Origin of the sequence: Pseudobutyrivibrio ruminis DSM 9787 (assembly GCF_900218035.1) — a bacterium.
Taxonomy (GTDB): Bacteria; Bacillota; Clostridia; order Lachnospirales; family Lachnospiraceae; genus Pseudobutyrivibrio; species Pseudobutyrivibrio ruminis.
Window position 1 is genome coordinate 26,927 of record NZ_OBMR01000016.1, and the last position, 26,167, is coordinate 53,093.

Here is a 26,167-nt window from a genome sequence, read left to right on the forward strand (position 1 = left end):
TTAGTTATCCTTCTTCAGTATTTCACTTAAACAATCTGAATCGATTATTCTAGAAGCTAGGCCAAACTCTATTGATTCTTCAGCATTAAAGTAACTATCTGACATCGTTACTTTGGAAACTTCCTCAATAGTCTTTCCTGTACGCTCCGCAATAATTGAAATAAGTCTTTCATTTGTCTTTTTAAGATCATTAAGTTCCTGTTCAATTTCAAATGGTTTCATTCCACCCATTTCACGCTTGCTCCAGCTACAATCATGAATCATTACTTTACTACTAGGTAACATTAATCTGTTGTCCTTATCACATGCTAGTAAAATGATGCTTCCCATGCTTGCTGCAATACCTGTTACAACAGCGCGAACTGGACTTTTAAGCAAACGGATTGTGTCATATACACCAAGACCAGCGCCAACACTACCGCCTGGAGAATTAATAAAAAGTGTAATAGGCTTTTTATTATCTTCTGCTTCCATAAATAAAAGTTGCTTGATGAGTTCATCACAAGACTGATCATTAACTTCGCCTACTAGGAAAACCTTTCGATCTCTCAAAAATACATCATCAATTGGTGCTAACTGAATGCCTCTTACTGATTCTGAAATAATGTTTGTCATAGTATTTCACCTTTCTGTTATTAGTATTAATCTTTCTAAAAAAAGATATGACTGCGCAAGCAGTCAAAAATTTAATATAGATTTTTTATCTATTCTAAAAATAAATTAACAGCGCAAGCTGTCTTATTATTTAATGACGTTTTTTTATTTTTTTGTGAACCCTTTGTAATTGCGCGATTACACGATATTAGTTAGAACATAATCCCCTTTTAAAATTTGATTTTGTGATATATACTTTTCTAAGAAGGAATTGAAATATGAAAAAACAAAAATTTACCGAAAAGCAAATATTAGAATTTCTAGATGAATATTTTCATTTTGAAGGTTTTAGAGAGCATCAATTAGACATTATTAAAGCAATACTAGATGGTAAGGATACTCTATCTGTTCTTGGGACAGGCTTTGGAAAATCACTATGTTACCAATTGCCTGCCCTTGTTATGGCTGAAAATGGATATTCCACTATTATTATCGAGCCTATCATCTCCTTAATGACTGACCAGTGTGTTCGAATAAATAAATATCTAAGTAATGCAAAAATCCAAGCAAAGGCAATAGCTTTACATAGCCAGTCAGACGGGGAAGCAATTAAGACTTTTAAAGAACATCCAGAAAATTATAAAATCATATTTATTTCTCCAGAAGGATTTACTAGCCCATTGGCAAAAGACCTTTTTGTAGATAGAGAGGTTTCTTTCATTGTTATAGATGAAGCTCACTGTGTTTCTTTATGGGGACATGATTTTAGACCTACTTACAGTATGATTAGGACAACAATAGATACCTATTGTAAAGTTGCACCTATTATAGCTGCTTTTACTGCTACTGCTACTGTCCATGTTATTAAAGATATAATTAAGCTTCTTGGGTTAAACATTTCTATTGATAATAAAGACAATAACTTATTTGTTGGGAAAATGATTAGAGATAATTTAAATCTCTTAACCCATAGATGCAGTGAGACAAAGAAGCCAGAGTATATTTATAAATATGTTTTAGAGCATAAAGAAGAGCTTGGCATTATATACTGCAATACCAAGAAAAATGTTAGAGATTTATACGATAATTTGTCTTCAAAAGGGATTATCTGTGGTAAATACTATGGTATTTCAAAAGATGAGGCTGAAGAAAAAGACTCGTTAAGTCAACGTAAGGAGAACGCTACCACATTAAGCAAGTTCTTCAATGATGAAAGCAAACTATCATGTGTTATTGCAACTTCTGCCTTTGGAATGGGTATAGATAAGCCAAATGGCAGGGATGTAACATATGTAATTCACTATAGTCTTCCACGTTCTATAGAAAACTACTATCAGGAAGTAGGCCGTGCTGGGAGACATGGTGATTCTGTGGCAAATTGTATTCTGCTTTATAGCGAAACAGATTTATTCTTGCTTAAAGCCTGGATAAACGCCAATCCTGAATATACAGCTGATTCTACAGAGTATTTACTTGCCATGGACCGCGTAAATATGATGATAGAATATACTCATCTTAAAACAGTTCAGGAAAGAAACCAGTTTATAGATGATTATTTTAGAAACTACGAGCCTACTATAAAACAAGTAGACCCTACAGCATATATATATCTTAATAGATCCGTTTATGGCTGGTTTTTAATAAAGAGCAAAAATCTTAGAAATGAGACCATGCCAGACTTTTTTGATGTAATGGTCTTGGATGCATTAAGTTCGTTCGTTTTAAGCGGTAAGTATAACATTACATATTTGGATATTCTTAGACTTCTATCTGGAAAGGACTATTTTGATTCAAAATCACCTTTGAAAAAAGAGGTAATAGAGACAATAGATAGTTTGATTAACAGGGAAATAGTTTTTCCTTTTGAAGATGATAAGGAATCTCACTTTTTGCTTAAAGAAGATACTTTTGAAAAAGTGATGATAAAAAATGGAGTTTCGCTTAAGTTTAATCAAAATGCTTCATCATTTTACTTTAATCAGGCAAGCCGATTCTCCAAAATGGCAACTCCTCTACTGGCGTTACCTAATAAGGAACAGCAAAAACAGCTGGATCTTTTGCCTATGCCGCATACTAAAGAGGGATTAATGATTAAATACTACCTTCTTTCTAAGATACACTATTGTAGATCCATGTATCTAAATGGTAAGAAAATCAATTGGAGTATTAATCTAAGCGACATGATGTATGATTTAAAAATCTCATTTCCTGCTACTGAAAAGGGAAAAATTGCAAAAGAAAAAAGGCTTATGAGATATATCGAAGACTATCTCAAAGCCCTTGTTGATTCTAAATATATAAAAACCTATAAATTCGATAATACTAAACGTGCATCTGCAAAAACAATATTTTTACAGGATGCTTCTGGAAAAAAATATAATCGAGTTAATGTGATTTATTTTAATACACGAAATGTTTAAGAACTCTTTTGGGAAAGGCTATAGCTCAATTGGTTCTTTATAGCCACAATCACATTCCCAGTATTCTATGAAAGAACTATTTTTTTGATGCAACTTTTTACCACATTCTGGGCATTCACGTTCAAACAAATCGCTAGAATGCTCAGTTTCGGTTCTTTCAGTTAAAGTAAAACTATCGCTTAGTGGATGCATTTTGCCGGTTTGATAATAATAATTTTCTGCATCCATCTTTGTACTTCCATTAAGCATAGCTTCCTTTGGAAGTATTTGCTTATCTCTTATCATTTTTACCAATTCTGTGTAAAAGATAAATCCAGGGAAATCATAAGTCCAGTTTACATTTCTTATTTTTTCAATCAGAATGTCTTTTATATCTTCAGGTATTTCTTCGTCCTTTTGGTATAATAGTTTGTTCTGCTTCATTAAATCTTCGCCATCCGGTTTAAAACGAACTAATACTGTATAATCGTATTTTGATGCACCACTCTCTTTATTAGGTTTATATTCACCTTCATCATTCCAATCTGCAGTTTCCAATAGTAATAAATTCCCATATGATTTGGTAGATTTGACTGATATATGTTTACCTTGACATTCTAAATCAAAACTATCCCATTGCCCTAGCTTAAATACCGATGTATCTGGTTTTTTCATATAGATATTCTTTTTTTCATAATAGCGATATAAAGCATATTCAGCTAGTTTTCCCTGAAATGCATTTATAAATATTTCACCCATGGCTCGTACATTCGAACCACCTGATCGATGGGCTCTATGCGCACCTTTTTTCCCATAAGACATGTCATATGCAAACTCAAAAGATTCAAATTTGTCAACATTAGAAATAGTTCCATAAGGAACAAAATCTCTGGGATAATTAACATAATAACTATTTGTTTCAGGTGTAAGAGCCAATAGATTATCGTTATTAGCCATTTATAAACCTCCTATAAGGCAAAAATATCCCTTATTTTAAATAATAATTGTCTACACTTTTCAGTGCCACCTCAAGTTAGAATAATAAACTATTTTTATATATTCACCACGGATTATTATATCAAATATACAAAAATCACATTAACTTCAATTCTTTTTTTAATATTTTCCTTAAATCTTCTTCTGTTTTTTCTTTTGAGTTTTGATAAATAAATGGCAATCTAATGAAATGTATATTTATTGTTTCTCCGTCTCCTTCACTATAAGCGATGGGATACGATGACTCAGGTTCCTCATTCATATACATCGGATATAATAAATATACATCTGAAACTTTTCTTTTCCGCGCATACTCACAGATTTGATATAAATCATTTTGACTAATAGCTTTTGTAAGCATCTGTCCAAATTTATTTATATCTTTACAGTTTTCAAACCTTGGAATAACTTTGTATTTTGTATCAAGTATATAAGTTAAACCATCGATTTCGATAAATATATCATGCTTCATAACAAAAGCAGATTGATTCAGCTTTACACCATTATAAGCAATATTATTTATAAGGCTCATATCACTTTTTTGTAAGTGAGTTTTTCCTTTATACTCCTTAACTAATTCCTTTATAAATCCACCAATAAATCCTTCAAACAAAACGTCTGCAGGGAATAAGAAACAATAATTACTCATATTTCCATCATTCGTTGAGGAAGAAGCATTAGATAATAATAGCTTACTTAGATTAATGATATATCTATATTTGTTATGTATCTCATTAATATGTACGGTATCACAATCATATGGAGTACATTTAATATCGTCTACTTCAGAATATTTTGCCAAGATAATATTTAATTTATTCTTATTTTTTCGTGAAGCAGACGGATATATTGATCTGCATGTGTATTTAATGATTTGATTAACACGGTTATTGCATTTATATTCTGAATAAGTGCATTTTACTGTGTTTATGTCTCCCCTTGGTAGCTGATGAAGATAATAATCTACTAAATCAGGTCTTCCTTTTATAAATTTACAAGTATTTGTTTCATCTTCATATTGATAATACAAACCATAGTCTATTTCTGACTTAACAATATTAATGTAAAGAGTCTCTAGTAAATCTTTTATATTGGTTGATTCTTCTGATGCTGACTCAATAGAAATAAAAGGATAGTCAGCTTTCTTACAATAACCCAGCCACCAAATCAGGTTTTTCATTAGGTGTCTGAAATCCATTGTATCGCCTAATGATTTATAAACTTTAGGGTATATATTTAGTTGCTCACCATTAAACATTATTGTTCCAATATATTGATTTGTTCTTACATTATTATGACTCAAGAAGGTTAAGAACTGTTGCTTTGTATTTTTGTCATCTTGGTAAAAAAGTTTACGTTGCTCCCAATTATATTCAAGAAATGTTTCTAAATCTAACAGCGCTTCTTCACTTCTCCAAGAAAATGGTAATTGTTCATTTTTTATTACAGATTCTTCATGTTTATTTATTATCATCTTTTAATTCAATTTTTAATCTACCCATTTTTTTATCTATAATAGTTACCTTATCATCCAAAACCTTTAAAGATTCTTCTAAAGCCTTTTTTACTTTGGATTTTTGATCATAAAAATATTCATATAGTAATGGAATAATAGAATTATTAAAAATACGTGGGAGATCTTCCTCTGTCTTATCTATAAAGAAGGAATGTCCAACTAATAAATCAGAACTTTTAAGCTGTTCTTCTAAATACTTATTTAGGTTATATAGAACATCTTTTATTACTTCATCATGAATCAAATCCAAATCCGGTGTTAGTTCAATAAAGTCAAATCTGCGTCGTAATGCTACATCTATTAACGAAATAGATTTATCTGCAGTATTCATTGTTCCAACAATATATAGATTGTTAGGTATTGTGAAAAGTTCATTATTTTCAGGGAGTTTTACACACATTTGATACTTTTCGCCCCATCTTTTATCTTCCTCAATGAGAGTAATCAATTCCCCAAAAACTTTTGAAATATTTGCTCTATTTATTTCATCAATAATAAATACATATCTTTGCTCAGGATGAGATAAAGCATCATCTGCAATCATTTTAAAACATCCATCAACTGGAATAAATGCAAGTGTATCTGAATCAACATCAGGTCGTAATCCCTGTATAAATTCTTCATAACTATAATTCTGATGAAATGTTGTAAATACGATTTGGTCATGCTTTAAGTATGTTTCATACTTTTTTAATGTATCATCATAATCTCCAAGCTCTTCTATTGCAATATCTTCAATTATTGCAACAGCATATTCAGGGGTAGAATATGTTTTTCCTGTCCCAGGTGCTCCATATAAAATAAAATTTAATGGGTAGCGTTTGGTATTTCTTGGAGACAGTTTTATATCAACACAAGTTTTTTTCTCCTGTTTCACAGAAAAAGAATCTAGATATTCGCTGTATTTAAGAATGGCATTCCTAAATGTATTATTATTCTTTTCATCAACTTCTTTATAATTAGGACAGCTTTCTATTATGGCTTTAATATCTTTAAATTCTGCATATATAATATAATGAAATAAATTTGTGTTTTCGATATTTAACATTTCTAATTTTGAAGCGTCATTTGCTAATGAAGAAGCATAATTTCCAGCTGTTTTTGTTGTGTAATGTTTACCTGTATCTGGTCTTATCTGATGTACCATCCATTCTTGGAAATATTTTCTTCTTTGCTCAAGAGAAGCTTCTTTATATGTTGATATATCTGCTAATTTATTTGTTTGAAAATCATCATAGCTTATCGACTTTTCAAAAAACATTGGTATATCACCAAATATCTCAGCACACACATCTTCATCAAATATATTATGTATTGTATCTGCTATATCGATTTGTCTATCTGCCATAGCTCTTAATAAAGTATATGCATGCTTTGTATTTAATGATTTAATTGGTTGATTAGGTTCACCTTTTGTATTTGGACCTATACCTCCTGCATCGTAAGCATTAGGATAATATACAAAGTCAGACCTTTTTATAGCATTGTTTAAACGAAGAATCATTTTAACATCTATTTCAAAATACTTGGGATCTGATTTATCATAACCTTCATTATGTGGACCTTTTGTTATAGATGCTAGACCTATTAAACCTTTATCCCAAGATACTTTATCTCCACCTAACTGTATAAATAGATACGTCCCTACCGTTAATTCATCTTTAAATTGATATATTTGTGATATTGTTATGTCTTCATCACTATTTTTTAATTTATTAACTACGCCTGAGCTTGTTGGATCTGAAATTCGTAATGCAAAAAATTTATTCATAGTTGTTTGTCTCCTAACAATACCAATTTACCTAGTCTAAAAAAAATAATTAATTATATTCAATAAATATTGGATTAATTAGATGTCATAATAATTAAGATTTCCAGGTAATTTAATGTTTGGTACCCATACATTGTCCTGTGCCCATCCGTGAGCCCCAGATATTTGGTACATTGTTAATACTACTTTGTCATTAAATTGTTCACCAAGCTCTCTATCATTAGGTGATAAAAGAGAACCCGTTCCTTGTGTAACTTCACGATTTGTTCTGACTATTAATATTCCCTGAGCTGATGGGTTATTTGCTAATTGGGCTTTGATTACAGCGATAAAACCTTTTAGATTAAAGTCATCAGAAGGAATAATATGGTCTAATAATTGATTTATAAATATTAGACCGACTTGAGAATATGATTCTCCTACGAATGGAGACAACATTGTAGTTATAGCTTCCACTGAATCATTGGTAGGATTATCAGCATAGTAGTTTGAACCACCTGTCAATAATGAAATGCTCCTATTGTCGATAACGTTTTTTCTTGTTGGGTTTAATCCTTCAGGATATATGATTTGAATATTATCGATGCCCTTTTCAATCTGTCTAATCATCGAATTATTACCTTCATTTATATCCATAAATAGTTTATATAAATGCTCAGTGATAAATACGGCCATCATGCCTGGGTCACGATCATAGCCAAACATTCTGGAATGTTGCCACATTGTGTCGGCTTGAGGTTTTTTTGCAACACGAGTGTAATATATAGTTTGCAATTTAGGGAATGTGACTCCTCTACCTAAAATATTGCCACCTATAATTATATTGTAGCCACTTTTATATTCAGTATCTTCCACTGTTGCGTGGCTACCATTCATTACTAGTATTTTTAAATCTTCACTTTCAAGAATTTCTTTTGTTTTATCTAATATCTGTTCAAACGGCTGTTTTGGACCGTTTGCTGGCAAAAGCTTATCATATTCAATTTTTATTATTTCTTTATACTCTGCAGAATCTTTTATACTTCTACATTTAGAGATAATACTTGTAATTTGTTTTTTGGCGTTTGAATGAGATTCATTTCTAACACCTGGATGTATCACAAAATTGCACACTTTTTTGCCGGTTAGATTAAATTGAGCTGAGCATAGTAGGTGATGAATGAATGCATCAAACATATCATCCGCATCATCGTCAGTAGCACTACTCTTTTCATTAATAAATCTTATAGACTTTTTATCATCTCCAAAAAAGAAATCTCCACCTAAGTATTTTTTACCAGGCTTAAAAAATTTTGTGAATGCAGGTTTAAAGCCCGAAACCTTTGTCTGCAGAAATACTGCCTGTGGAGTACCAGTTACTTGTAAATAAATGCTGCCAATAGATGCGTCTCTGATAGTTGTAATTCTTTTATTGATAGTGGATACCCGATTACTATTTACTAATGTGTTCAATGATGCTGCATCTGCCTCGTCATCTATTATTAATAATGCATTGCCCTTTACAAAAGATGAAGAAGCCAAAGCATTGCTCCATTGTAATAAGACTTTAGAGTTTTTCTTTAAAACAATTACTGCAGGTTGCGCTAAAGCATTATCGATAAATTTTTGTATATCAGCCTCTCCACATATGCAAAATTCGCATGGTGCTAAGTCTTTGACAATTCGATCATAAGTCTGTTTTTGTAGTGCAACATTGTCAGTTGTAAGAACAATAAATACTGGGAAGCTTCTATCTGCAGCTGCACATAGTATACCTAACATTTGACCTGTTTTTCCCGCTTGGACATTTCCAAATAGTAGTCCAACTTCATGTTCAGTAAATGTAAATTTATCAAGATAATCTACTGCAAAATCATTAGCTGTATCGCTAACAGAATCAGCAATATCTTCATCTCCTCTATTTTTTAGATTTTCAATATATTTTTCTAAATATCCCATTTTGTATGTCCTCTTTAGTTAGGTAAAAAAGATAATAGCCATACATCTCTCAAATTTCCTTCGCGATCTTCTTTTTGAATAGATGTCTTTTGCAATGTTAAAGTTGTTTTTCCATAATCTAACAATTTTTGATAAGTAATAACACCTTTACACAAATCATATTGTCCTGGCTTATCTACTATTTTCTCTAAGTCTTTGCTAGGACTATCTACAGGTGAAACTATTCCTGCAGCTACCAAACGGCCTTTTAGCCAATAGCCCAATATTTTCAGGTCATAATGTGATTCAAAATTCTTTTTGTGATCACCGCTAGCGTGCATCGTAAGTTGCCAGCCATCATCTGTAATTGCAATAAATGGTGTGTCTTTTTCAGGATAGTTAATATCGTTAGTTATTCCTGTCCCAACGATTACTTCTGTTTCCCACCAACCACGCTCTTTTATTGCTCCTGTTCTTTTATTTTCTCTTCCCTTTGCGTAGCATTTATTAATGTTTGAACCCATGAATTCTTGTGATGTGTTTGGCATGCCAGGAACCTTTAGTGGCAATTCAAATTTTATATTTACCAATGAATCTTTTGTCTTCTGTACTTCTAACTCTGATACTTTGCTTACAAATTCCACATTATCCAGCTTATGGTTTTTCTCCCTAATAATATTAATATCAGTCATATCCTGAATATTAAAAGATATAGGTTCATCTATTAAACCTCTAACATGTTCATATATTTCATCACACTCAATACCATCATCCGTAAAACAAGACAACTCATATTGACGTCGATTATTTGCATCAATTGCTAGGGCGCTCATATTATGGGAGCCAATAATAGCTGCAAAAGGTTTATCATCTTTTATAAAAACGTAGACTTTTCCGTGGTATTTTAAAGATTTAACTAAACGAATTTCACCAATATTATCTTTCATCCATATAGAATTTATTCGCCTAGAAATGTTATATATATTTTCAGGTATTCCTTCTATACCATACATTCCAAGCACAACGACTATGTGTTTTAGGCAAGATGCTTCTACTAATTCCCCAAGTTTTTCAATTCCTCCTTGAGAACCATATCCAGAAGCAATAATAACTTCATCCGCTTTCTCAATATTTTCATTAAACAATTCTATTAAAGATTTTGCTCCAGGTATCCTCTTTATAGGTGGAACATCTGAATAGACTACCCTCATAATAATTCTTACTCCTTTTTCATATCCATTAGTTTTGATGGATTGATTTTTAATGCATCTGCAATATCAAAAATAACTTCAACAGAAACCGACTTTGTTGCATTTGGAGCCTCAATATTACTCATGTGAGTTCTACTTATTCCTATAGCATCAGCAAGCTCTGCTTGAGTCATATTTTTTTGTTTTCTTTCATACGCAATGTTTAAACCTAATGTTTTTAGTTTATCTTGGTGTTTTTTTCCCTTTTCCACACTCATATTAAAGCCTCCTAAAAGCCCTTTTAAATAATATTAGTTGAAAAAATTGCTTGAATAAACAATCTGTAATTTTGCATTTGCATATATATAGGGTATGTTTACAAATTTACAGTTTGCAAAAAAGGGATTCACCTTCAGAGATGAATCCCTTCTATTCATAATTTTAGCGAGCATTAAAACATACTAAAAAACACGAGTAAGAATTTGAGTATTAATTATATAATTGTCTTTTTGGAGCCATTTTTTGTCATTTTCAATGAAATCCGGTCGCATAGCAAGAAAATTGCCACCCCATACTTCATTTAAATCACTCAAATTGGCATAAATCCCACGATTGGCTTTCTTTTTTAATCTCCAGAAATCTTCATGAGATATAAAACCTTTCAAGTAACACCAAAATACTTTTCTTTTTTCTGGTACATCCTGCCATGTAGAATTTCTGTCATTAACCCCCATGAACGCTATTCCATCAGTATATTCGGTATATCCCGTTTCGTCCTCGTCTCCTATGCCTATATTTAGGAACGCATAATAGTCTACCTTAATTTCGCTACCATCATGATTTTTGTAACTATAAGTACCGTCGGCGTTAAAGCGATGTGTCTCTATCATTAAATAATTAGCTTTTAATCCTGATGATTTAACACTAATGTTTATATTCTCATCAATTATTAGATCATTCTTATCCCATTCGCCTCTATCATATATTTCAAAATCTATATTACTTACAATATGCCTTTTTCTTTCAAGATATCTTTTTAACGCAATTTCTGCCAGTTTGCCCCTAAAATCATCTATAAATATTTGGCGATCTCCACGTTGTCGCACCATATTATCATTATGATGTCCCTTCATATCTCTAGCAAATTCATAAGCTGTGACTATATCAGCTACATATAAATTTAATCTTTCTTTCATCAATATTCCCCCATTGAAATTCAATCTCAATAATAAAGTACAAAAAAATAAGAGCTATTTCAATATGAAATAGCTCCTATTATATATCATTCATCATCTTCTGTATCTGATTCAGAAATTTCAACCATCGCCCACCCAGGACTTTTATGAGATATTCGGCTTGAAACTGTTTCAGGTGTTGTGCCAACCATTTTTGCTAAAATCGTTCTTGATTCGGCAACAGCAACAGGCAGTTCATATTCGTCATTGGTAACTTTCATGTATATTTTCACTTACAACACCCTACTATTTTTTTACTATGCATTATCTGCTAAAGGTATTTGATTATGCTCTTCTGCAATAATTACGTCCCTTTCACCAATTGCTATAGCTATATTTTCTGCAATACGTCTAATAACTGGAACACATACAGAATTCCCTGCTTGTTTATACAGTTTTGCATCACTTAAATCATTAGGTAAAACAAAATCTTCTGGAAATCCTTGAGTATTAAAACATTCTCTTGGGGTCATCTTTCTAATTCCAGTTCTCGTTTTTACAAGACAAACGTTATGTCCTCCTTCACCTTGATTTGCAGTAAGTGTTGGAACAACACCGCTCTTATTCTGTCTAACGTACTTTCTACGCCATTGATAAATTGCTGGATTATTTATATCATCGTTTTGCGTTGCTATAACTAATTCGTGATATATATTTCCTTTATATTTACCTTCTGTATAATAATATTTTTCATCAACAGGATTATCAAAATCAATTATATCACGTACGCTTGTTTCTAATGGAACTGGTAATGGCCAATGAAATCTTGCGTAATCTTCCTCATCCCTAAATGCAACTATATATATTCTTTCTCTATTTTGAGCCATATTGCCATAATTCATTGCATTCAGCACTTGATACGTATAGTGATACCCCAATAAATCTAACTGCTCGCATATAACTCTAAACGTATTGCCATTATCATGACTAACTAGATTCTTTACATTTTCGAAAAACGCTACCCTTGGTCTATGACTTTCAACCATTCGTATAAGCTCGAAAAATAATTCTCCACGTCCTTTTTCATCATCGAATCCCTGCCTATATCCAGCAATAGAAAAAGCCTGGCATGGAAAGCCACCAACAATTACATCTACATCCGGCACTTCATTATTTTGTACTTCATGAATATCTCTTACATCAACATGTATATTGGGAAAATTTGCCTCGAATGTATGGGCTGGGTATTTGTCAAATTCGTTTGCATATACAGTTTCAAAAACACCCGTTTGTGCAAAACCTAAATCAATACCGCCTACACCGGCAAAAAAAGATGCTACATATGCCATATTCTATATTCCTCCCTTTCACTAATAATTATAATAAAAAAAGCGGCGCGCCGCAATTTATATTTCATATACTTCTAAACTAGTTAATAAGAAAAAATATTATAGATTTTTGCTAACCTATTTTAGAAATTTAGCAATTGTCACCTTTACTGTTTCTAAAAAATACCGTCGTTTTTACATTCTTTGAAATACGGACAAGTCATGCAACACTGTCCACATGACCTTTTCGCTATCCTCTTTTTTCGTTGTAACCAGTATATGATTCTACTCATAAGCCATCTCCCTTTTAGAGTACCTTCTCAAATACCATAGTCGCCTGAATCTTGTCTCCACCCATGAAACCTTTAGTACCAGAAGATGTAGTAGAGATTGTATGAAGTCTATAACCCTTTGCTGCCTGCTCATTAATTGTTTTCTGTAAATTTGTAAGACTAGATACTCCTGATCCTGTTCCAATAAACTTCTCAGTAAGAACTACCTGCACAACTACGTACATGTCTCCTGCCTGTCCTGCTGCTCTAAGAGCTCCTGCATCAAATCCAAATCCTGCCATTTCTTATTCCTCCTCGTTGTCTATAGTTTCATCTGTATTTTCTTTCTTCTCTTTAACAATTTTGCATACAGCCCCATTAGGCAGTACATATACGATTTTAGCCTTAGCTTTCTTTCCAATTTTGTCGTAAAGTCTACCAGCGCTCATTGTATCGCCCTGAATTGTATATGGGCTGTTTCCTACATATCCAATCTTTCCAATGGCTTTTGCCTTTACCATAATGGCTTCAGAATCATATTCATTCTTTGGCTCTTTCTTAAGAGTAAGTTTCATCCCCTTTTCTAAGAACTCTGTACCAAAATAGTGATTACAACCTACAAGTGTGAAATACATCTTACCCATAATGCTTCCTCCTTCTACGTCTCCCTTGCTGATTATAATTCTACTCGAGACTATGGTTATAAAATGGACACCTCGGAGCCCTTAATTTTACAGTGTTTGGCACTCACAAAGCGCTAAAAAAGCACTGAACCATAATAATGATCCAGTGCTTAGGAATTAATATTTTGAACCTTTAGTATATAAGTATTAGTCTCTTATAATTTTCTCCTCTTACCCAAATGGTAAGATGCGTATAAATGACAATTTGAATCTGAACTACCCGAGGCTACTTTCAGATTGAAGCCAATATCAAATCTTTAATCTCCTTTTTTGTAACATGCATATACCCCCTCTTCCCCTCGGGTTCAACTATATCATAATAGTAAGCCACTTTATCATTTAGTTTCGATCCCTTTATGTTAGGGTCAATATTGTCTGATTTTAACATTTCTTCAATAAGTGCCATTGAATCTTTATGGTGAGCAATTCCGTTTATCTTATTCTTGTCAGGCAAATTCAAAGACATTCTAAATTCTGTTAGGGCTCTATGGAATTTCATTTTAGCCCTTCGAACTTCCGATTCTTTATACTTTTCCCTATCAGTCATTCCTGATAAATAGAAATTGCCCTCGTCATCATATTCTCTATCACCTTTAATACTTTCTTCACCTATAGAATATATATAGTATGTTCCATTATCTTCAAAATAAAGCATTATAGCATACCCATCATTTTTTGTGTATGGAATAAATGGTTTTGCTTTAGAAGGTAATGATCTATTAACCAAATCTACCATCTTGTTTAGAGTAGTTAATGTCTCATCTAGAGTCTTTTCACAAAATTCATTAAAAGACTGTTGCATTACGATTTTTTCATCTTTAGGAATATAATCATAAATCGAAGAAGGATCTATATCTATAACAGAAGCCTCATCTGAACTTAATATATCCTCTTTTTTACAATACTCTACAGGTGATATATCGTCTAATTTCATAGGAGTATAATCAACATGTATTCTATAATATTCTTCTTCTGTTATAGGTTCAGCCCACGTATAAGAATATAATGTATGACCTTTTCCCTTACTACAAAACTCATCTGCATCTTCTATATCAATTCGATAATCAAATATTTCATCAACATCTATTTCTTGTTCAATAGGTGTGCCCAACTGCCTTTGAATTTTTGCAAATATCTCTTGTTCTTCTTTGTTCATATATATGCCTCTCCACTCAATATATTTTTTCGAATTGCACCATCTATGATTAATATCCTGACGTTTTGTATATGTCACGCAGAAGTTGCTCCTCAGATATGTCTAAACCTGCATCATGAAGCAAACTTTTTCTTTTTTCAAACAGTTGTTTTATCAATACGTCATTATCAATACCATAATGAATCTTGTTGTGACAATTACTACATAAACAAACTATATTTTCTTCTACATCTAACGAACTATTAAAATCCTCATGAAATTCCATAGGAATCAAATGATGTGACTCCACGTATTGTCTATTAGTACTTCTACTTATAAATGTTTCATGTGTAGGATCAATTTCGCATTTAAAATCAGCTAATACCATAGCATTTAATCTCTTCCTAGGATCTCGCTTTGGTATATACCTTCCCGCGTTGTCTTTTTCTTCTACGTACTCCTTGGGTTGTGGTGTCCGTTTATATGAGACTTCATCAGGTATACTTTTTAATTTAGAAATCTCTTTTTCATCAGATGTATCTAATGATTCATATTCATCTATAACATCTGGTTCTAATGCATGAATAACCGTATTATTTCCTTTATTAGTTATGTTTAGAGTAAAAGAATCTCCTATCATATCTTTTACAGCTCTAACAAATATGTAATTCTGCATGTATGGATTTTTTGTATATAATCCAAGTTTTTCACCCACCCAGTTCTTCACCTGTCGTTGTCTCAACAAAAGATTATGCCCTTCTATTGACGGGATAGATAACTCATCTATAATGAAATCTAATGTTTCTTCGTCGGAAACCGCAACATATTCGTCTGGATAATATAAAGCTAGTATTCTTGATATAACCTCTCTTAAGTTTTCAAATCCTTCTACAACTTGCTTTCCGAGAATTAAGTTCATGGTATAAAATGCTAAATCATTTTTTTCATAGTTTGATATTGATGAAAAATCAATATTTTCACCATCTATACAATTTAGGCATTCTATATTTCTATAGAATAGCAATATACCATCATTATTAAAACCTGCCTTCAATGAATTAATATTTAATGGATATGCCGCCAAAAAAGCATCTATTTCTTCTTTGTAAGAACTGAACTCTGCTTCGTACCTCTCATAGTTATTTTCTATGATTTCATTTAATTCATTATTGCTAGTATAAATACTATAAAATCGTTTATATATTAAAACCAATATTTCAGGCTTACTTATCGCCTTTTTTCTGCTTCCTGTATAATTGATTTTGTCATCTTTTAAAAAACATGCATGCCATTTCCCATATCGTATTTCCGTTTTTTTTGAATCTTTTTTATAATCTAATGAATCAAAAATTCCTAAAGGAGTATCTTGATCCATTACAACAAATAAATGATTTTTTTCATCATCTTCACTAGTTTTAGCGCTGAATCTAGGATTATCCCATAAATCATAAAAATCATTTATGTTTATCTCTACATTACTTCCTGGCACCCAATTTTTTATCTTTTCTAATGCCTCTTCACGAGCATTTACTAAATATACTTCGGAACGTCCTACACCAGGAAAATTTTTATACATTACCTGGGCAAACAAATAATAATCATCTATATTTGTTCTTTTCTTGATTTCATAAAGTTGACCAGCCATACCATAGAATGAATCATTAGGCACTATACCTAATGCACATAATATGTCTCGCTTAAATTCTGATGAATGAAACTGAGAAAACTTATCTGGAAAAAACATATGTAGATATTTGTGAACCCACATTTGTTTACCTCTTCCATCAAGATTATCTTCAAGAATCTCTCCAAGCTTTTCAAAATCCTCTACTGATTCAAGTGTACTATTTTCAACATATGTTATACACTGTATAAACTTATTTCTGTATTTCTCACCGTATGCAAGAGCTTCTTTTTGCCCAATAATTTCATTATTTTTTCCAGCATAATAGTTTCCTTCTTTAGTTTGATGCATAGGCAGTCCGTGTGTATCCTGACTCTGAGCAGAACCAAAACATCTAAATTTATCATCATTTCTAAGAGCATAAATCATTCCACCTGGACCATGCTGCCATACCTTATTCCATACTTCTATTCCGTTATATTTTTTCAACTCACCAGGATTATATAATTTTTTAAAGAGATTCCTATAGCTGACTTGATCTTGAGCCTCCTTTTCTCCTTCATTAATTCCATTTTTTAAATACAAAAAATCTATTTTTTTAGCAGCTTCTTCAAATTCAATAAATGAACTCATTTTAGTAAATCTCCTCTATAAAAACATATATATTAAATAATCATCTTGATATGACTTCCGCCACTTTTTTCCTTAGTAACAACAACTTGTTTATCAATTCTTTCTTTCAAATCAGCAACATGCGATATGATTCCAACAAGTCTATTACCTTCTGTTAATCCAGCAAGCGCCTTATATGCCATATCTAAAGCCTCGGGATCAAGTGAACCAAATCCCTCATCAACAAACATAGTATCAATCTGAATGCCACCAGCAGAAGATTGCACTTCGTCGGAAAGCCCTAGTGCTAAAGATAATGATGCCATAAAAGACTCTCCTCCAGAAAGCGTTTTAACACTTCTCTCACTTCCGTTATAATGATCCTTTACACCTAAATCTAGCCCACTTTGGCTTTTTGCATTAGCAGCTTCTTTCATTCTCATGAGCTCATACTGCCCGCCCGACATAGTTAATAATCGTAGATTTGCTCGGTTAATTATCCTGTCAAAATATGTCGTTTGTATATAAGTTTCTAGTTTGACTTTGTCTTTACCTGATAATTGTCCATTAGCGGTTTCAGAAAGTGCTCTCACCCACTGTAATTTCTGTTCAATCTCAGCAATACTACTTGCCTCATTTTTAATATTTTTTCTTGCTCTTTCATTATTTTCGAGACGACCTGCAACAATTTCTTTTTTGTTATAACAGTCAGTTTGCGATTCCTTTAACTCTGCTTGTTTTTCTAGTTCTGCTTGCAGGTCTGTTGCCTTTGTGGACTTAATTGTGCTTTCATTTTCAGCAATAGCAGCCTTTATACCAGCCACAATCTGCTTCTGGGAAGATAAGTCTTTACTCAAATCATCAAAAGCCTTTTGAATAATACTAGACTGATCCATTAAAGACTTTCTTTCTTTTATAGCTGCTTCTTTACTTTCAAATTTAAGACTCTTCTTTAGAGAATTAAGCTCTTTCTCATTCTCTTTAACTTTTGCTTCTCCAGAAGATACTATCCCGTTCAAATGCTCAATTTCTTTGCCTAATTCAGATATCTCAGTCTCTAATTGTGGTACTAATTTATCTAATTCTTCCTTCCTCTTAATCTTTGCATTCTCATCTTTTAGTTTTTTCTCCTCAGATAATTTCTTTGTCTTATTATCGGAAATAATAGATGTTATTTTCTGGTTAGCGTCAATTAAGCTCTCTATCTTTAAATGCTTTTTGCATTTTTTATTAAGTTCTTTTTCAACAGCCTCAAGCCCTTTAATCTTTCCGCTTATATCATTTGCAGAATTATCGCGGATCTTTCGTGCATCATCAGCCTTCTTTTTTGCATCTTTCAATTGTTTATCTGTTGGAACTTTGTCAGAAAGCATTGCAGGTTGAGGATGAGAGGTAGAGCCACATACTGGACATCTTTCACCATCTACTAACTGTTTAGCGAGGAGGCCAGCTTGTCCAGCTCTGTAATGACGATCCATTTCCTCATAAAGATGATTTAATTCTGTAAATTTTTTTTCATCTTCCTTATATTGATTCTGAGAATCTTCTAATTCTTCATTAGAAACAAAAAAAGCTTCTAGTTCATTTGAGAGTTCATCAAGAATATCAGCTTTCTCTTTAAGTTTCTCTATATTACTCGATATTTTTTGAATACGTACGCTGGTATCTGTAAACGAAGATTGCTCCTCCTTATCCTTCTTTAACTGAGATTCCTTTTTTGCTCTATCTTTCTTTTTTTCTTCTAGTTCCTCTCTAAATAGCTTATTTTGCTCTTTCGTATTATCTATATCATTCTGTTTATTTATAGCTATATCATAATTAGGCAATTCAGCATCTATTTTGCTAGCCGTATCGTCTAATTTCTTTCTTTTTGACAAATCCTTCTTTGCTAATTTGAGTTTTCCCTCTAAATCCTTTACTTTAGGCTCCTCAACTTTTAGTTTATCTTTTGAACTTTCCAATGCTTCCCGTGCAGTCTTTACAGTTTGTGCCACTCCTATTCTAGTAGAAACTTCCTGTAGTTTATCACTAATCACTTTAAGATCATTTTCCAATTTGGTATTAAATTCGCCATCTTGTTCTATAAGTTTATCTAGTAATAAAATAACTTCCTCTGTTGTCATCCTATCTGAAACAGCCTTTTCAACTTCAATAGAGAGAACATCGTCTTTATCAACTTGAATTCCCTTTATATACGCGCCTACCTTAGTTCTTCCAGCAATAACTGATTTAAGCAAATCATGCTGCTTTGAATCTAAGTTTTTTTGCAATATAAGATAGTTTTCTGTCTTAAAAATATCTCTAAAAATCTTAATTCTTTCTTCCGTTGTAGCTAAGAGTAATTTTAAAAAATCACCTTGTGCAAGCATTGAAATCTGAGAAAACTGCTCTCTATTTACGCCAAGAATACTTTCGACAGTTGCAGTTACCTCTTTCACTTTTGTTATTACGCGACCATCAGGCATATGTAGTTCGGCTTCCGCAATTTGTTTTGTTGTACCACCGCCCTTTTTAGCAGGTCGCTCGTAAGCTGGATTACGCTTAACGGTATATATTTCACCCTTATGCGAAAAGACAAGTTCAACTTCCGTAGGTGTATCAGGCGCTGCATATTTTGATCTAAACATGTCAACTGTCCTATTTTGACCACTTGCTTCACCAAATAATGCAAAGCAAATTGCATCAAAAAGAGTTGTTTTACCCGCACCTGTATCTCCAGTAATTAGGTATAATCCCTGATTTCCCAAATCATCCATATTGACTTCTGTATATCCTGCATATGGACCAAAAGCAGAAATTCTTAGTTTTAATGGTCTCATATTATACCTCCCAAATACTCTCTATTTGATCTTGAACAAATTTTCTTTGTTCATCTGTCATTGATTGGTTATTTTGCAGTTCAAAGAATTCTTCAAATAATTCTAAAGGTGTCTTATTGTCAATATCCTCAACATCTGAAACAGTCTGTTGGGTCTGCGTACGCTTATTGTCGTAACTTAGCTTCATCAAATTCGGATATATTATTCGAAGCTTTGCAATCGCATCTAAAACGTCATTTTCATCAGTTAAGATTGCATGAATATAATCATCTGTATCCGTATTCTCATAATTCTTCTTTAAAGAGAGTTCATCATATGTTCCTTTGATTTCTCTCATATCGTGTAAAGGAGTTAATGGGATTTCTGAAATATTTACCTTCGATTTCCCATTTATTTCCACAACAGTTATAGATTTTTCATGATCTTTCTCTGAAAAAGAATATTTTATAGGTGTTCCACTATATCTAACTGTATCTCTCTTTATTTTTTGCTTACCATGGAGATGCCCTAAGGCTACATAATCAAAATCATCAAAAACAGAAACATCTACAGCATCAAGTCCACCAACAGATACTTCCTCTGAATCACATCTTTCCGACCCTATTATCATTTGATGAGCGACAAGAACATTTATTTCTTCCTTATTAATTTCCATGTGACTAATAGCCACTCTACAAGCATCTGTATAATCTAATATTTCTTCATCCGGAAAATAGTTTCTAACAGTTGAAGGTTTAATAAAAGGTAAAAGATATATATTAACAGTATTCTTTTTGTCATTAAGCTGATAACATTTTGCTTTTCCTTCATAAACAGGTGAAAGATGTATCCCTGAAGCCTCAACAAGTTCACCATGATCAGCAAATCTAATAGCAGAATCATGATTACCGCTAATAGCAAAAACTGGAATCTTCTTTTCTGCAAGACTAATTAAAAACTCATCCCATAATTTCATTGCTTCTTCTGAAGGAATAGATCTATCATATACATCTCCTGCGATAAGGATACCATCTGGTTTTTCTTTTTTTACACAAGTTAGAATCGATTTAAGAATATATTTTTGATCTTCAATCATCGAAAATTCATTTACTTTTTTTCCAAGATGAAGATCTGAAATGTGAAATAATTTCATGAGATACCCCCTCGTTTATACTAGTTATATTTTATGTTCTCATATTACAAAAGAAGCTGTCCAATAAAATGTCAGCAATTAAATTCATTTTTATCAGGAGTTTTTTAATGAGATTTTAGATATAAATAACAGAAATCGCCCCATTCCCCTCTAAAAAATTATAGCATATCTAATACCAATGCAAATTATAAGAATACTTCTATTTTCTTACTAATATTTACATAAAAAAAGCACTAAACCATAATGATTCAGTGCTTACTTTAGCGTGCGTGAGAAGATTCGAACTCCCGACACCTTGGACCGTAGCCAAGTGCTCTATCCAGCTGAGCTATCTGGTCACGATATTTCAAGGGCAGCCGTTTTCATTTCTTAATGTTTCTACTATTTCTTTTAATCTGTCGATTTCTGCTATGATTACCTCTATTAATTATGAAATATTTATAATAATCGGAGTGACGCGATTTGAACGCGCGACTTCTACATCCCGAATGTAGCGCTCTACCATCTGAGCCACACCCCGTTTCTATATACTTTAGCATATCTCTTTATATAGGCACAGATTTACATGATTATAATCCTAAAATCAACTTGGCCCTTTCTTCATATGGGACTTCTCGATTCCAAAGAATTTCATATATCTTATTAATAGATTCATCCTCTCCGTTATAAAGAGGAGAGAATCGCTCTATTAACCTATATAATTGATAAACCTTTCCCATAGCAGTATCTTCTGTAGGTTCTTCAGATAAATACTGTTTTCCAAATACTCCTCTAGCAGAATCCAAAAATTCTTCATATCCATCAATTGCTTCTATAATTATTGTCATTGCCTCTAAATCCATATGCTTATCCTCCTTTAGAATATTATTTAATAAATTATTAGACTAACTTGCTCTCATTTCATAAAGCTCATTTGCAGCAATTAATGCATAATCATCAATTATCCCATGATCGCTCCCAACTGATATTGCTTTTGAAAAGAATTCTTCTGCCGTCTCTAAATTGAGTTCACCATGATATCCATACTTATACATCTGCCCTATTCTGCAAAGACTCATAGGATTAAGTGTATTTGCATGTTTCATTCCTAGATGAAAGAACACAAAAGACATATCAAAATCTCTTTCAACATAATCACCTTTAAAATATAATTCTCCAATGCAATCAAAACCCATATTGTCGCCAAGCGCTGCGGCTTTAAGATAGCATTTAAGTGCTTCATATACGAAGTATTCATCCCCTTGAGTCCTTAGAAGCTCGTCCCCTTTGTATACCCATGCATAAGCTTCACCCTCATCAATTAACTTATCAATATAAGCCTGGCGTAATAGTTTTATTAGCCCTGGATCATTATCATCATCTAGATTTACTAAGAGATGATTAAGCATATTTCTAACAGCTGTGATATCTCCTTCTCCTGCTTTTTCAAAGGCTTCACTAAATTCTTCATAATCATTAAAAATTTTCATGTGATTACCTCCTGCGAATTTTTTCAGAATACACATTTCACGTTTTTCTAATTATAAGTATACTCAAATAGCTAACTATAAAATGGACACCTCGGAAACCGTGATTTTACTTGGTTGTTTGAGCTGTTTGAGCTGGTTTGAGCCATTTAAATACAAATAAAAAATAAAAAAAGCCCACTTAGGGCTTCATTAAAATAAATTTTGAAGTTACTTTTTTTTACAGTACAATTTGTCAGCTTGATAAAGTCACCCTTTTTTAACTCTATTGTCGTTGGCTTATTAATATAGTGAGCCTCTGTTGTTTCTTCTATACTCATTGATGAATCCATGGCAATCTGATACCCACAAAAGCTGTTGTTCTCTACGGGTGTAACTATATATCTACCCTCAGGTAAACCTTGTTCTCCCACTTTATATAGCTTATTATCTACCGAGTTTACTTGGCTTAGTGAGATTGGTCTAAAACAATAAGCAATCATAAGAGTTAAAACTAATAAAAACCTTAGTACTTTCTTCTTCATGTTGTCTCCCTCTCTAGTTATGTACAAAAATACTATATAGAATTAGCAATACAAATAGGAAAATTTTAAACTTATCTTCTCCTGTTAGACTATTTGATTTTTTGTAATCACTTGAAGAATAACCACTTCCACAAGCGCCACATTCGTTCTCATCATCTCCCGTTACCATATCATAGAATAATGCCTCTTCAGCAGCATCAATATGTCCATCACCGTCAAAATCTATCATTGTATTTACCTCCTTAGCTGTTTCTGATTTTAAGTATAAAAATAAAGGTGCCTATAAAAAGTACACCTTTATTGCTTAATGATTATTCTATTTTGCTTGCATATTGTAAAAGGGTTTAAAAGGGTTTAAAAGCGGTTTAAAAGGTTTAAAATGTTGTAAAATGTTTTAGCGTATCTTTACTATATGATTTAATCTATAAACCACGTGTTCTTCTGCCTTTTCTTGTAATTTGCTCTACAATTTTGCGCGGATAATCATTAAGCTTAAGATTTTCAATATATTCTCTATCCTTTTCCCATTTATTAATTGCTACCGCATATTTCTTTGAATTATATCCGCGGTTATTTATTAACCAGTCTAAATGACTACATATTTCAACTTTAGTTAAAACACCAGTCTCAATAAGTAACGCAAGTATCGACTGTCTCTGAATATCCGAAAGATTATTTTGTTGATTAACATTGTATCCATATTGTTTTATTACAGACTCTTCCTTTAAATCTGCAAACATATTGCCCGTAAACTTGCTATTATTACTTATATAAGAATAATCTACAACTCTACATAAAATTGTATAAAACTTTGTTAATCTCTCATATTCACGTTCTAAAATATAATATTGATTACAAGTCTGACAGTACCCAGCCATTACTTTCTGCTCAATAATATTACCTTTTCTATCCATGCAGAAAACTACTGCTGTAACTTCTTTTAGCACATGCCCATTATTCTTGCAATTATAAACATTAGTTTTAACTATAAAATCATCGAATGTAATAATGTTATTTCCTGAATAAGTACTCTTATCTATATTCTTTTGTTTCTCTGGTTTCTTTTTAGTTTCTTTTACTATAATCTTTCGTTCAGTAATTTTATCTGTACCGATAGTTCCATAACACTTTTCCCTTGCCTTATTTAAAGTTGATGTTATATCGGTACATGTTTCTTTTTGTATATCAGTTCTTAAATTATACTTATTATTTTCTGCTACTTTCTTTGGTTTATTAGAAGCAAAATTATTTATCGAACTATAATTAATTCCAATTTTCGTAGCGAATATCTCAGCAACAGAGCCTTTGTCACAATATATTGTAAATCCATGTATCTGCCCAAAAGCATTATTTGCTATAGAGGTTATTGTCGAGGGAATAATAACCTTCTCCAAATTAGAGCACATCGAATAACAGTCATTTTCTATACTAGTAATATTTATACCTCTAACTGCACATGGCACTTTAAGCTCAGTTATAGATTCAGACTCTAAGTACTTTATAAGGCTTGCGTGTTGAGGAGTTGCAAAATTAAAGATGCGATATTTATAATATCCGTCGTCATAAATATAACTTTTTGAAGATAATGGCTCATAGCCAGAATATTTCTTGGTAGGAACAGAGCTTATTCCGTCTGATATATATGCCCAAATCAACATGATGATTCCTATAAATCCTAAAAGTCCCATTTTTTATCTCCCGAAAAGCTTTATTGCTGATAACCTATTAATTACTTCATAGAAAAAGCACTGAACCCATATGATTCAGTGCTTACTTTAGTGTGCGTGAGAAGATTCGAACTCCCGACACCTTGGTCCGTAGCCAAGTGCTCTATCCAGCTGAGCTACACACACATAGTAATATATTTAAGTGCCCAGAGTCGGAATCGAACCAACGACACGAGGATTTTCAGTCCTCTGCTCTACCAACTGAGCTATCTGGGCACAGAGTTGCGGGAGGTGGATTTGAACCACCGACCTCCGGGTTATGAGCCCGGCGAGCTTCCAGACTGCTCCATCCCGCGATAATAATAAAGTAGCGAGAGGGGGATTCGAACCCTCGACACCGCGGGTATGAACCGCGTGCTCTAGCCAACTGAGCTATCTCGCCAAATTAAAAATGGGTGGTGGTGGATTCGAACCACCGAAGCAATTAGCAGCAGATTTACAGTCTGTCCCCTTTGGCCACTCGGGAAACCACCCATATAGAAAAATGCGCGACCAGGGGTTCGAACCCTGGACACCCTGATTAAGAGTCAGGTGCTCTGCCAGCTGAGCTAGTCGCGCAAGTTACAAAATAAAATATTTAGTTGTATAGGGTGGGTAGAGGGGTTCGAACCCTCGACCTTCGGAACCACAATCCGACGCGCTAACCAGCTGTGCCACACCCACCATATTAAAAACATGTGCCAGAAGGGATTCGAACCCCCGACCCACGGCTTAGAAGGCCGTTGCTCTATCCAGCTGAGCTACTGACACATATTCAGCTGTAATTGGATGAAAAAAGCGGGTGATGGGAATCGAACCCACGTATTCAGCTTGGAAGGCTGATGTTCTACCATTGAACCACACCCGCAATAGGTTTTATTTAGATATAAAGTCGGGGTGACAGGATTCGAACCTGCGACCCCCTGGTCCCAAACCAGGTGCTCTAGCCAAACTGAGCCACACCCCGAAGTATTTCGATTTTTAAAGAATGCCGTAGACCGGAATCGAACCGGTACGATGTCGCCACCACGGGATTTTAAGTCCCGCGCGTCTGCCAGTTCCGCCACTACGGCACGTTATCAATAAAGATAACAAAGTGGGACCTACAGGGCTCGAACCTGTGACCCCCTGCTTGTAAGGCAGATGCTCTCCCAGCTGAGCTAAGATCCCACAATTATAATAGTAATATATTAGAAGTTAAACGACCCCAGAGGGACTTGAACCCTCGACCTCCGCCGTGACAGGGCGGCGCTCTAACCAACTGAGCCATGAGGCCAAAACGCAGAGGGTGGGATTCGAACCCACGCG

Annotated in this window: 22 protein-coding genes and 15 tRNA genes; 1 reads left to right on the top strand and 36 read right to left on the bottom strand. The window is 33.2% G+C overall.

The annotated features are described in order from the left end of the window. A complete protein-coding gene (locus CRN97_RS13735) occupies positions 1-615 on the bottom strand; it encodes a ClpP family protease (RefSeq protein ID WP_097077283.1) in 615 nt (204 codons plus the stop codon). 257 nt (positions 616-872) lie between these two features. Between CRN97_RS13735 and CRN97_RS13740 the strand changes: the two genes are divergently transcribed. Then, on the top strand, positions 873-3,014 hold the full coding sequence (locus CRN97_RS13740) for a RecQ family ATP-dependent DNA helicase (RefSeq protein ID WP_097077284.1): 2,142 nt from the start codon (positions 873-875) through the stop codon (positions 3,012-3,014). Between the two features lie 18 nt (positions 3,015-3,032). On the opposite strand, the gene CRN97_RS13745 is transcribed toward CRN97_RS13740, so the two are convergent. The 35 genes from CRN97_RS13745 to CRN97_RS13905 form a co-directional block, all read right to left on the bottom strand. After that, positions 3,033-3,950 (bottom strand): hypothetical protein, encoded by a 918-nt coding sequence (locus CRN97_RS13745; protein ID WP_097077285.1) that lies wholly within the window; start codon positions 3,948-3,950, stop codon positions 3,033-3,035. A 136-nt stretch (positions 3,951-4,086) separates the two neighbouring features. Next, entirely contained in the window at positions 4,087-5,463 is a 1,377-nt protein-coding gene (locus tag CRN97_RS13750; protein WP_097077286.1) for an McrC family protein, read from the bottom strand. Next, on the bottom strand, positions 5,450-7,276 hold the full coding sequence (locus CRN97_RS13755; protein ID WP_097077287.1) for an McrB family protein: 1,827 nt from the start codon (positions 7,274-7,276) through the stop codon (positions 5,450-5,452). The genes CRN97_RS13750 and CRN97_RS13755 overlap by 14 nt, the downstream gene beginning before the upstream one ends. A 78-nt stretch (positions 7,277-7,354) precedes the next feature. After that, positions 7,355-9,214 carry a Z1 domain-containing protein gene (locus tag CRN97_RS13760; RefSeq protein ID WP_097077288.1) on the bottom strand — a complete coding sequence of 620 codons (1,860 nt, stop codon included), beginning with the start codon at positions 9,212-9,214 and terminating at the stop codon, positions 7,355-7,357. A gap of 14 nt (positions 9,215-9,228) precedes the next feature. Then, entirely contained in the window at positions 9,229-10,404 is a 1,176-nt protein-coding gene (locus tag CRN97_RS13765; RefSeq protein ID WP_097077289.1) for a restriction endonuclease PLD domain-containing protein, read from the bottom strand. Positions 10,405-10,412: 8 nt separating this feature from the next. Then, a complete protein-coding gene (locus CRN97_RS13770; protein WP_097077290.1) occupies positions 10,413-10,661 on the bottom strand; it encodes a helix-turn-helix domain-containing protein in 249 nt (82 codons plus the stop codon). A gap of 183 nt (positions 10,662-10,844) precedes the next feature. After that, positions 10,845-11,579 (bottom strand): hypothetical protein, encoded by a 735-nt coding sequence (locus CRN97_RS13775; protein WP_097077291.1) that lies wholly within the window; start codon positions 11,577-11,579, stop codon positions 10,845-10,847. A gap of 86 nt (positions 11,580-11,665) precedes the next feature. Further along, positions 11,666-11,851, bottom strand: a complete 186-nt coding sequence (locus CRN97_RS14070) for a hypothetical protein (protein ID WP_143483276.1) — start codon at positions 11,849-11,851, stop codon at positions 11,666-11,668. 24 nt (positions 11,852-11,875) lie between these two features. Next, positions 11,876-12,907, bottom strand: a complete 1,032-nt coding sequence (gene dcm, locus CRN97_RS13780) for a DNA cytosine methyltransferase (protein ID WP_097077292.1) — start codon at positions 12,905-12,907, stop codon at positions 11,876-11,878. Between the two features lie 286 nt (positions 12,908-13,193). Further along, positions 13,194-13,460, bottom strand: a complete 267-nt coding sequence (locus tag CRN97_RS13785) for a DUF4177 domain-containing protein (protein WP_179670772.1) — start codon at positions 13,458-13,460, stop codon at positions 13,194-13,196. A 3-nt stretch (positions 13,461-13,463) separates the two neighbouring features. After that, positions 13,464-13,802: an HIRAN domain-containing protein gene (locus CRN97_RS13790; RefSeq protein ID WP_097077293.1), complete on the bottom strand. Its 339-nt coding sequence runs from the start codon at positions 13,800-13,802 to the stop codon at positions 13,464-13,466. 271 nt (positions 13,803-14,073) lie between these two features. Further along, positions 14,074-14,997: a hypothetical protein gene (locus CRN97_RS13795; RefSeq protein ID WP_097077294.1), complete on the bottom strand. Its 924-nt coding sequence runs from the start codon at positions 14,995-14,997 to the stop codon at positions 14,074-14,076. 49 nt (positions 14,998-15,046) lie between these two features. Further along, entirely contained in the window at positions 15,047-17,233 is a 2,187-nt protein-coding gene (locus tag CRN97_RS13800) for an HNH endonuclease (protein WP_097077295.1), read from the bottom strand. 32 nt (positions 17,234-17,265) lie between these two features. After that, positions 17,266-20,031, bottom strand: a complete 2,766-nt coding sequence (locus CRN97_RS13805) for an AAA family ATPase (protein ID WP_097077296.1) — start codon at positions 20,029-20,031, stop codon at positions 17,266-17,268. Position 20,032: 1 nt separating this feature from the next. Beyond that, positions 20,033-21,163: an exonuclease SbcCD subunit D gene (locus CRN97_RS13810; protein WP_097077297.1), complete on the bottom strand. Its 1,131-nt coding sequence runs from the start codon at positions 21,161-21,163 to the stop codon at positions 20,033-20,035. Positions 21,164-21,434: 271 nt separating this feature from the next. Next, positions 21,435-21,493: transfer RNA gene (locus CRN97_RS14210), tRNA-Arg, on the bottom strand. Between the two features lie 117 nt (positions 21,494-21,610). Beyond that, a tRNA-Pro gene (locus tag CRN97_RS13815) sits at positions 21,611-21,683 on the bottom strand. A gap of 49 nt (positions 21,684-21,732) precedes the next feature. Beyond that, positions 21,733-22,005, bottom strand: a complete 273-nt coding sequence (locus tag CRN97_RS13820; protein ID WP_097077298.1) for a hypothetical protein — start codon at positions 22,003-22,005, stop codon at positions 21,733-21,735. 42 nt (positions 22,006-22,047) lie between these two features. Continuing rightward, positions 22,048-22,632, bottom strand: a complete 585-nt coding sequence (locus CRN97_RS13825) for an SEL1-like repeat protein (RefSeq protein ID WP_097077299.1) — start codon at positions 22,630-22,632, stop codon at positions 22,048-22,050. A gap of 146 nt (positions 22,633-22,778) precedes the next feature. Beyond that, positions 22,779-23,153 (bottom strand): hypothetical protein, encoded by a 375-nt coding sequence (locus CRN97_RS13830; protein WP_097077300.1) that lies wholly within the window; start codon positions 23,151-23,153, stop codon positions 22,779-22,781. Between the two features lie 13 nt (positions 23,154-23,166). Next, the gene (locus CRN97_RS13835) at positions 23,167-23,382 is read right to left on the bottom strand and encodes a hypothetical protein (RefSeq protein ID WP_097077301.1); all 216 of its coding nucleotides are present in this window, start codon (positions 23,380-23,382) and stop codon (positions 23,167-23,169) included. Between the two features lie 193 nt (positions 23,383-23,575). Next, positions 23,576-24,841 (bottom strand): leucine-rich repeat domain-containing protein, encoded by a 1,266-nt coding sequence (locus CRN97_RS13840; protein ID WP_097077302.1) that lies wholly within the window; start codon positions 24,839-24,841, stop codon positions 23,576-23,578. Positions 24,842-24,932: 91 nt separating this feature from the next. Beyond that, positions 24,933-25,006, bottom strand: a tRNA-Arg gene (locus CRN97_RS13845). A 17-nt stretch (positions 25,007-25,023) separates the two neighbouring features. After that, positions 25,024-25,096, bottom strand: a tRNA-Phe gene (locus CRN97_RS13850). Positions 25,097-25,102: 6 nt separating this feature from the next. Beyond that, positions 25,103-25,176 (bottom strand) — tRNA-Met (locus CRN97_RS13855). A gap of 12 nt (positions 25,177-25,188) precedes the next feature. Then, a tRNA-Met gene (locus CRN97_RS13860) sits at positions 25,189-25,262 on the bottom strand. Between the two features lie 10 nt (positions 25,263-25,272). Next, positions 25,273-25,354: transfer RNA gene (locus CRN97_RS13865), tRNA-Tyr, on the bottom strand. Positions 25,355-25,365: 11 nt separating this feature from the next. Beyond that, positions 25,366-25,438 (bottom strand) — tRNA-Lys (locus tag CRN97_RS13870). Positions 25,439-25,469: 31 nt separating this feature from the next. Then, positions 25,470-25,543, bottom strand: a tRNA-His gene (locus CRN97_RS13875). 13 nt (positions 25,544-25,556) lie between these two features. Then, a tRNA-Arg gene (locus CRN97_RS13880) sits at positions 25,557-25,630 on the bottom strand. Between the two features lie 26 nt (positions 25,631-25,656). Next, positions 25,657-25,727, bottom strand: a tRNA-Gly gene (locus tag CRN97_RS13885). Positions 25,728-25,751: 24 nt separating this feature from the next. After that, positions 25,752-25,826, bottom strand: a tRNA-Pro gene (locus CRN97_RS13890). A 22-nt stretch (positions 25,827-25,848) separates the two neighbouring features. After that, positions 25,849-25,932: transfer RNA gene (locus CRN97_RS13895), tRNA-Leu, on the bottom strand. Between the two features lie 24 nt (positions 25,933-25,956). Continuing rightward, positions 25,957-26,029 (bottom strand) — tRNA-Val (locus CRN97_RS13900). 32 nt (positions 26,030-26,061) lie between these two features. Beyond that, a tRNA-Asp gene (locus tag CRN97_RS13905) sits at positions 26,062-26,135 on the bottom strand. Positions 26,136-26,167: the final 32 nt, after the last annotated feature.

Excerpts from the sequence above, each read along its gene's own strand:
- CRN97_RS13735 (WP_097077283.1), bottom strand. The coding sequence starts at position 615 with ATGACAAACATTATTTCAGAATCAGTAAGAGGCATTCAGTTAGCACCA.
- CRN97_RS13740 (WP_097077284.1), top strand. The coding sequence starts at position 873 with ATGAAAAAACAAAAATTTACCGAAAAGCAAATATTAGAATTTCTAGAT.
- CRN97_RS13745 (WP_097077285.1), bottom strand. The coding sequence starts at position 3,950 with ATGGCTAATAACGATAATCTATTGGCTCTTACACCTGAAACAAATAGT.
- CRN97_RS13750 (WP_097077286.1), bottom strand. The coding sequence starts at position 5,463 with ATGATAATAAATAAACATGAAGAATCTGTAATAAAAAATGAACAATTA.
- CRN97_RS13755 (WP_097077287.1), bottom strand. The coding sequence starts at position 7,276 with ATGAATAAATTTTTTGCATTACGAATTTCAGATCCAACAAGCTCAGGC.
- CRN97_RS13760 (WP_097077288.1), bottom strand. The coding sequence starts at position 9,214 with ATGGGATATTTAGAAAAATATATTGAAAATCTAAAAAATAGAGGAGAT.
- CRN97_RS13765 (WP_097077289.1), bottom strand. The coding sequence starts at position 10,404 with ATGAGGGTAGTCTATTCAGATGTTCCACCTATAAAGAGGATACCTGGA.
- CRN97_RS13770 (WP_097077290.1), bottom strand. The coding sequence starts at position 10,661 with ATGAGTGTGGAAAAGGGAAAAAAACACCAAGATAAACTAAAAACATTA.
- CRN97_RS13775 (WP_097077291.1), bottom strand. The coding sequence starts at position 11,579 with ATGAAAGAAAGATTAAATTTATATGTAGCTGATATAGTCACAGCTTAT.
- dcm (WP_097077292.1), bottom strand. The coding sequence starts at position 12,907 with ATGGCATATGTAGCATCTTTTTTTGCCGGTGTAGGCGGTATTGATTTA.
- CRN97_RS13785 (WP_179670772.1), bottom strand. The coding sequence starts at position 13,460 with ATGGCAGGATTTGGATTTGATGCAGGAGCTCTTAGAGCAGCAGGACAG.
- CRN97_RS13790 (WP_097077293.1), bottom strand. The coding sequence starts at position 13,802 with ATGGGTAAGATGTATTTCACACTTGTAGGTTGTAATCACTATTTTGGT.
- CRN97_RS13795 (WP_097077294.1), bottom strand. The coding sequence starts at position 14,997 with ATGAACAAAGAAGAACAAGAGATATTTGCAAAAATTCAAAGGCAGTTG.
- CRN97_RS13800 (WP_097077295.1), bottom strand. The coding sequence starts at position 17,233 with ATGAGTTCATTTATTGAATTTGAAGAAGCTGCTAAAAAAATAGATTTT.
- CRN97_RS13805 (WP_097077296.1), bottom strand. The coding sequence starts at position 20,031 with ATGAGACCATTAAAACTAAGAATTTCTGCTTTTGGTCCATATGCAGGA.
- CRN97_RS13810 (WP_097077297.1), bottom strand. The coding sequence starts at position 21,163 with ATGAAATTATTTCACATTTCAGATCTTCATCTTGGAAAAAAAGTAAAT.
- CRN97_RS13820 (WP_097077298.1), bottom strand. The coding sequence starts at position 22,005 with ATGGATTTAGAGGCAATGACAATAATTATAGAAGCAATTGATGGATAT.
- CRN97_RS13825 (WP_097077299.1), bottom strand. The coding sequence starts at position 22,632 with ATGAAAATTTTTAATGATTATGAAGAATTTAGTGAAGCCTTTGAAAAA.
- CRN97_RS13830 (WP_097077300.1), bottom strand. The coding sequence starts at position 23,153 with ATGAAGAAGAAAGTACTAAGGTTTTTATTAGTTTTAACTCTTATGATT.
- CRN97_RS13835 (WP_097077301.1), bottom strand. The coding sequence starts at position 23,382 with ATGATAGATTTTGACGGTGATGGACATATTGATGCTGCTGAAGAGGCA.
- CRN97_RS13840 (WP_097077302.1), bottom strand. The coding sequence starts at position 24,841 with ATGGGACTTTTAGGATTTATAGGAATCATCATGTTGATTTGGGCATAT.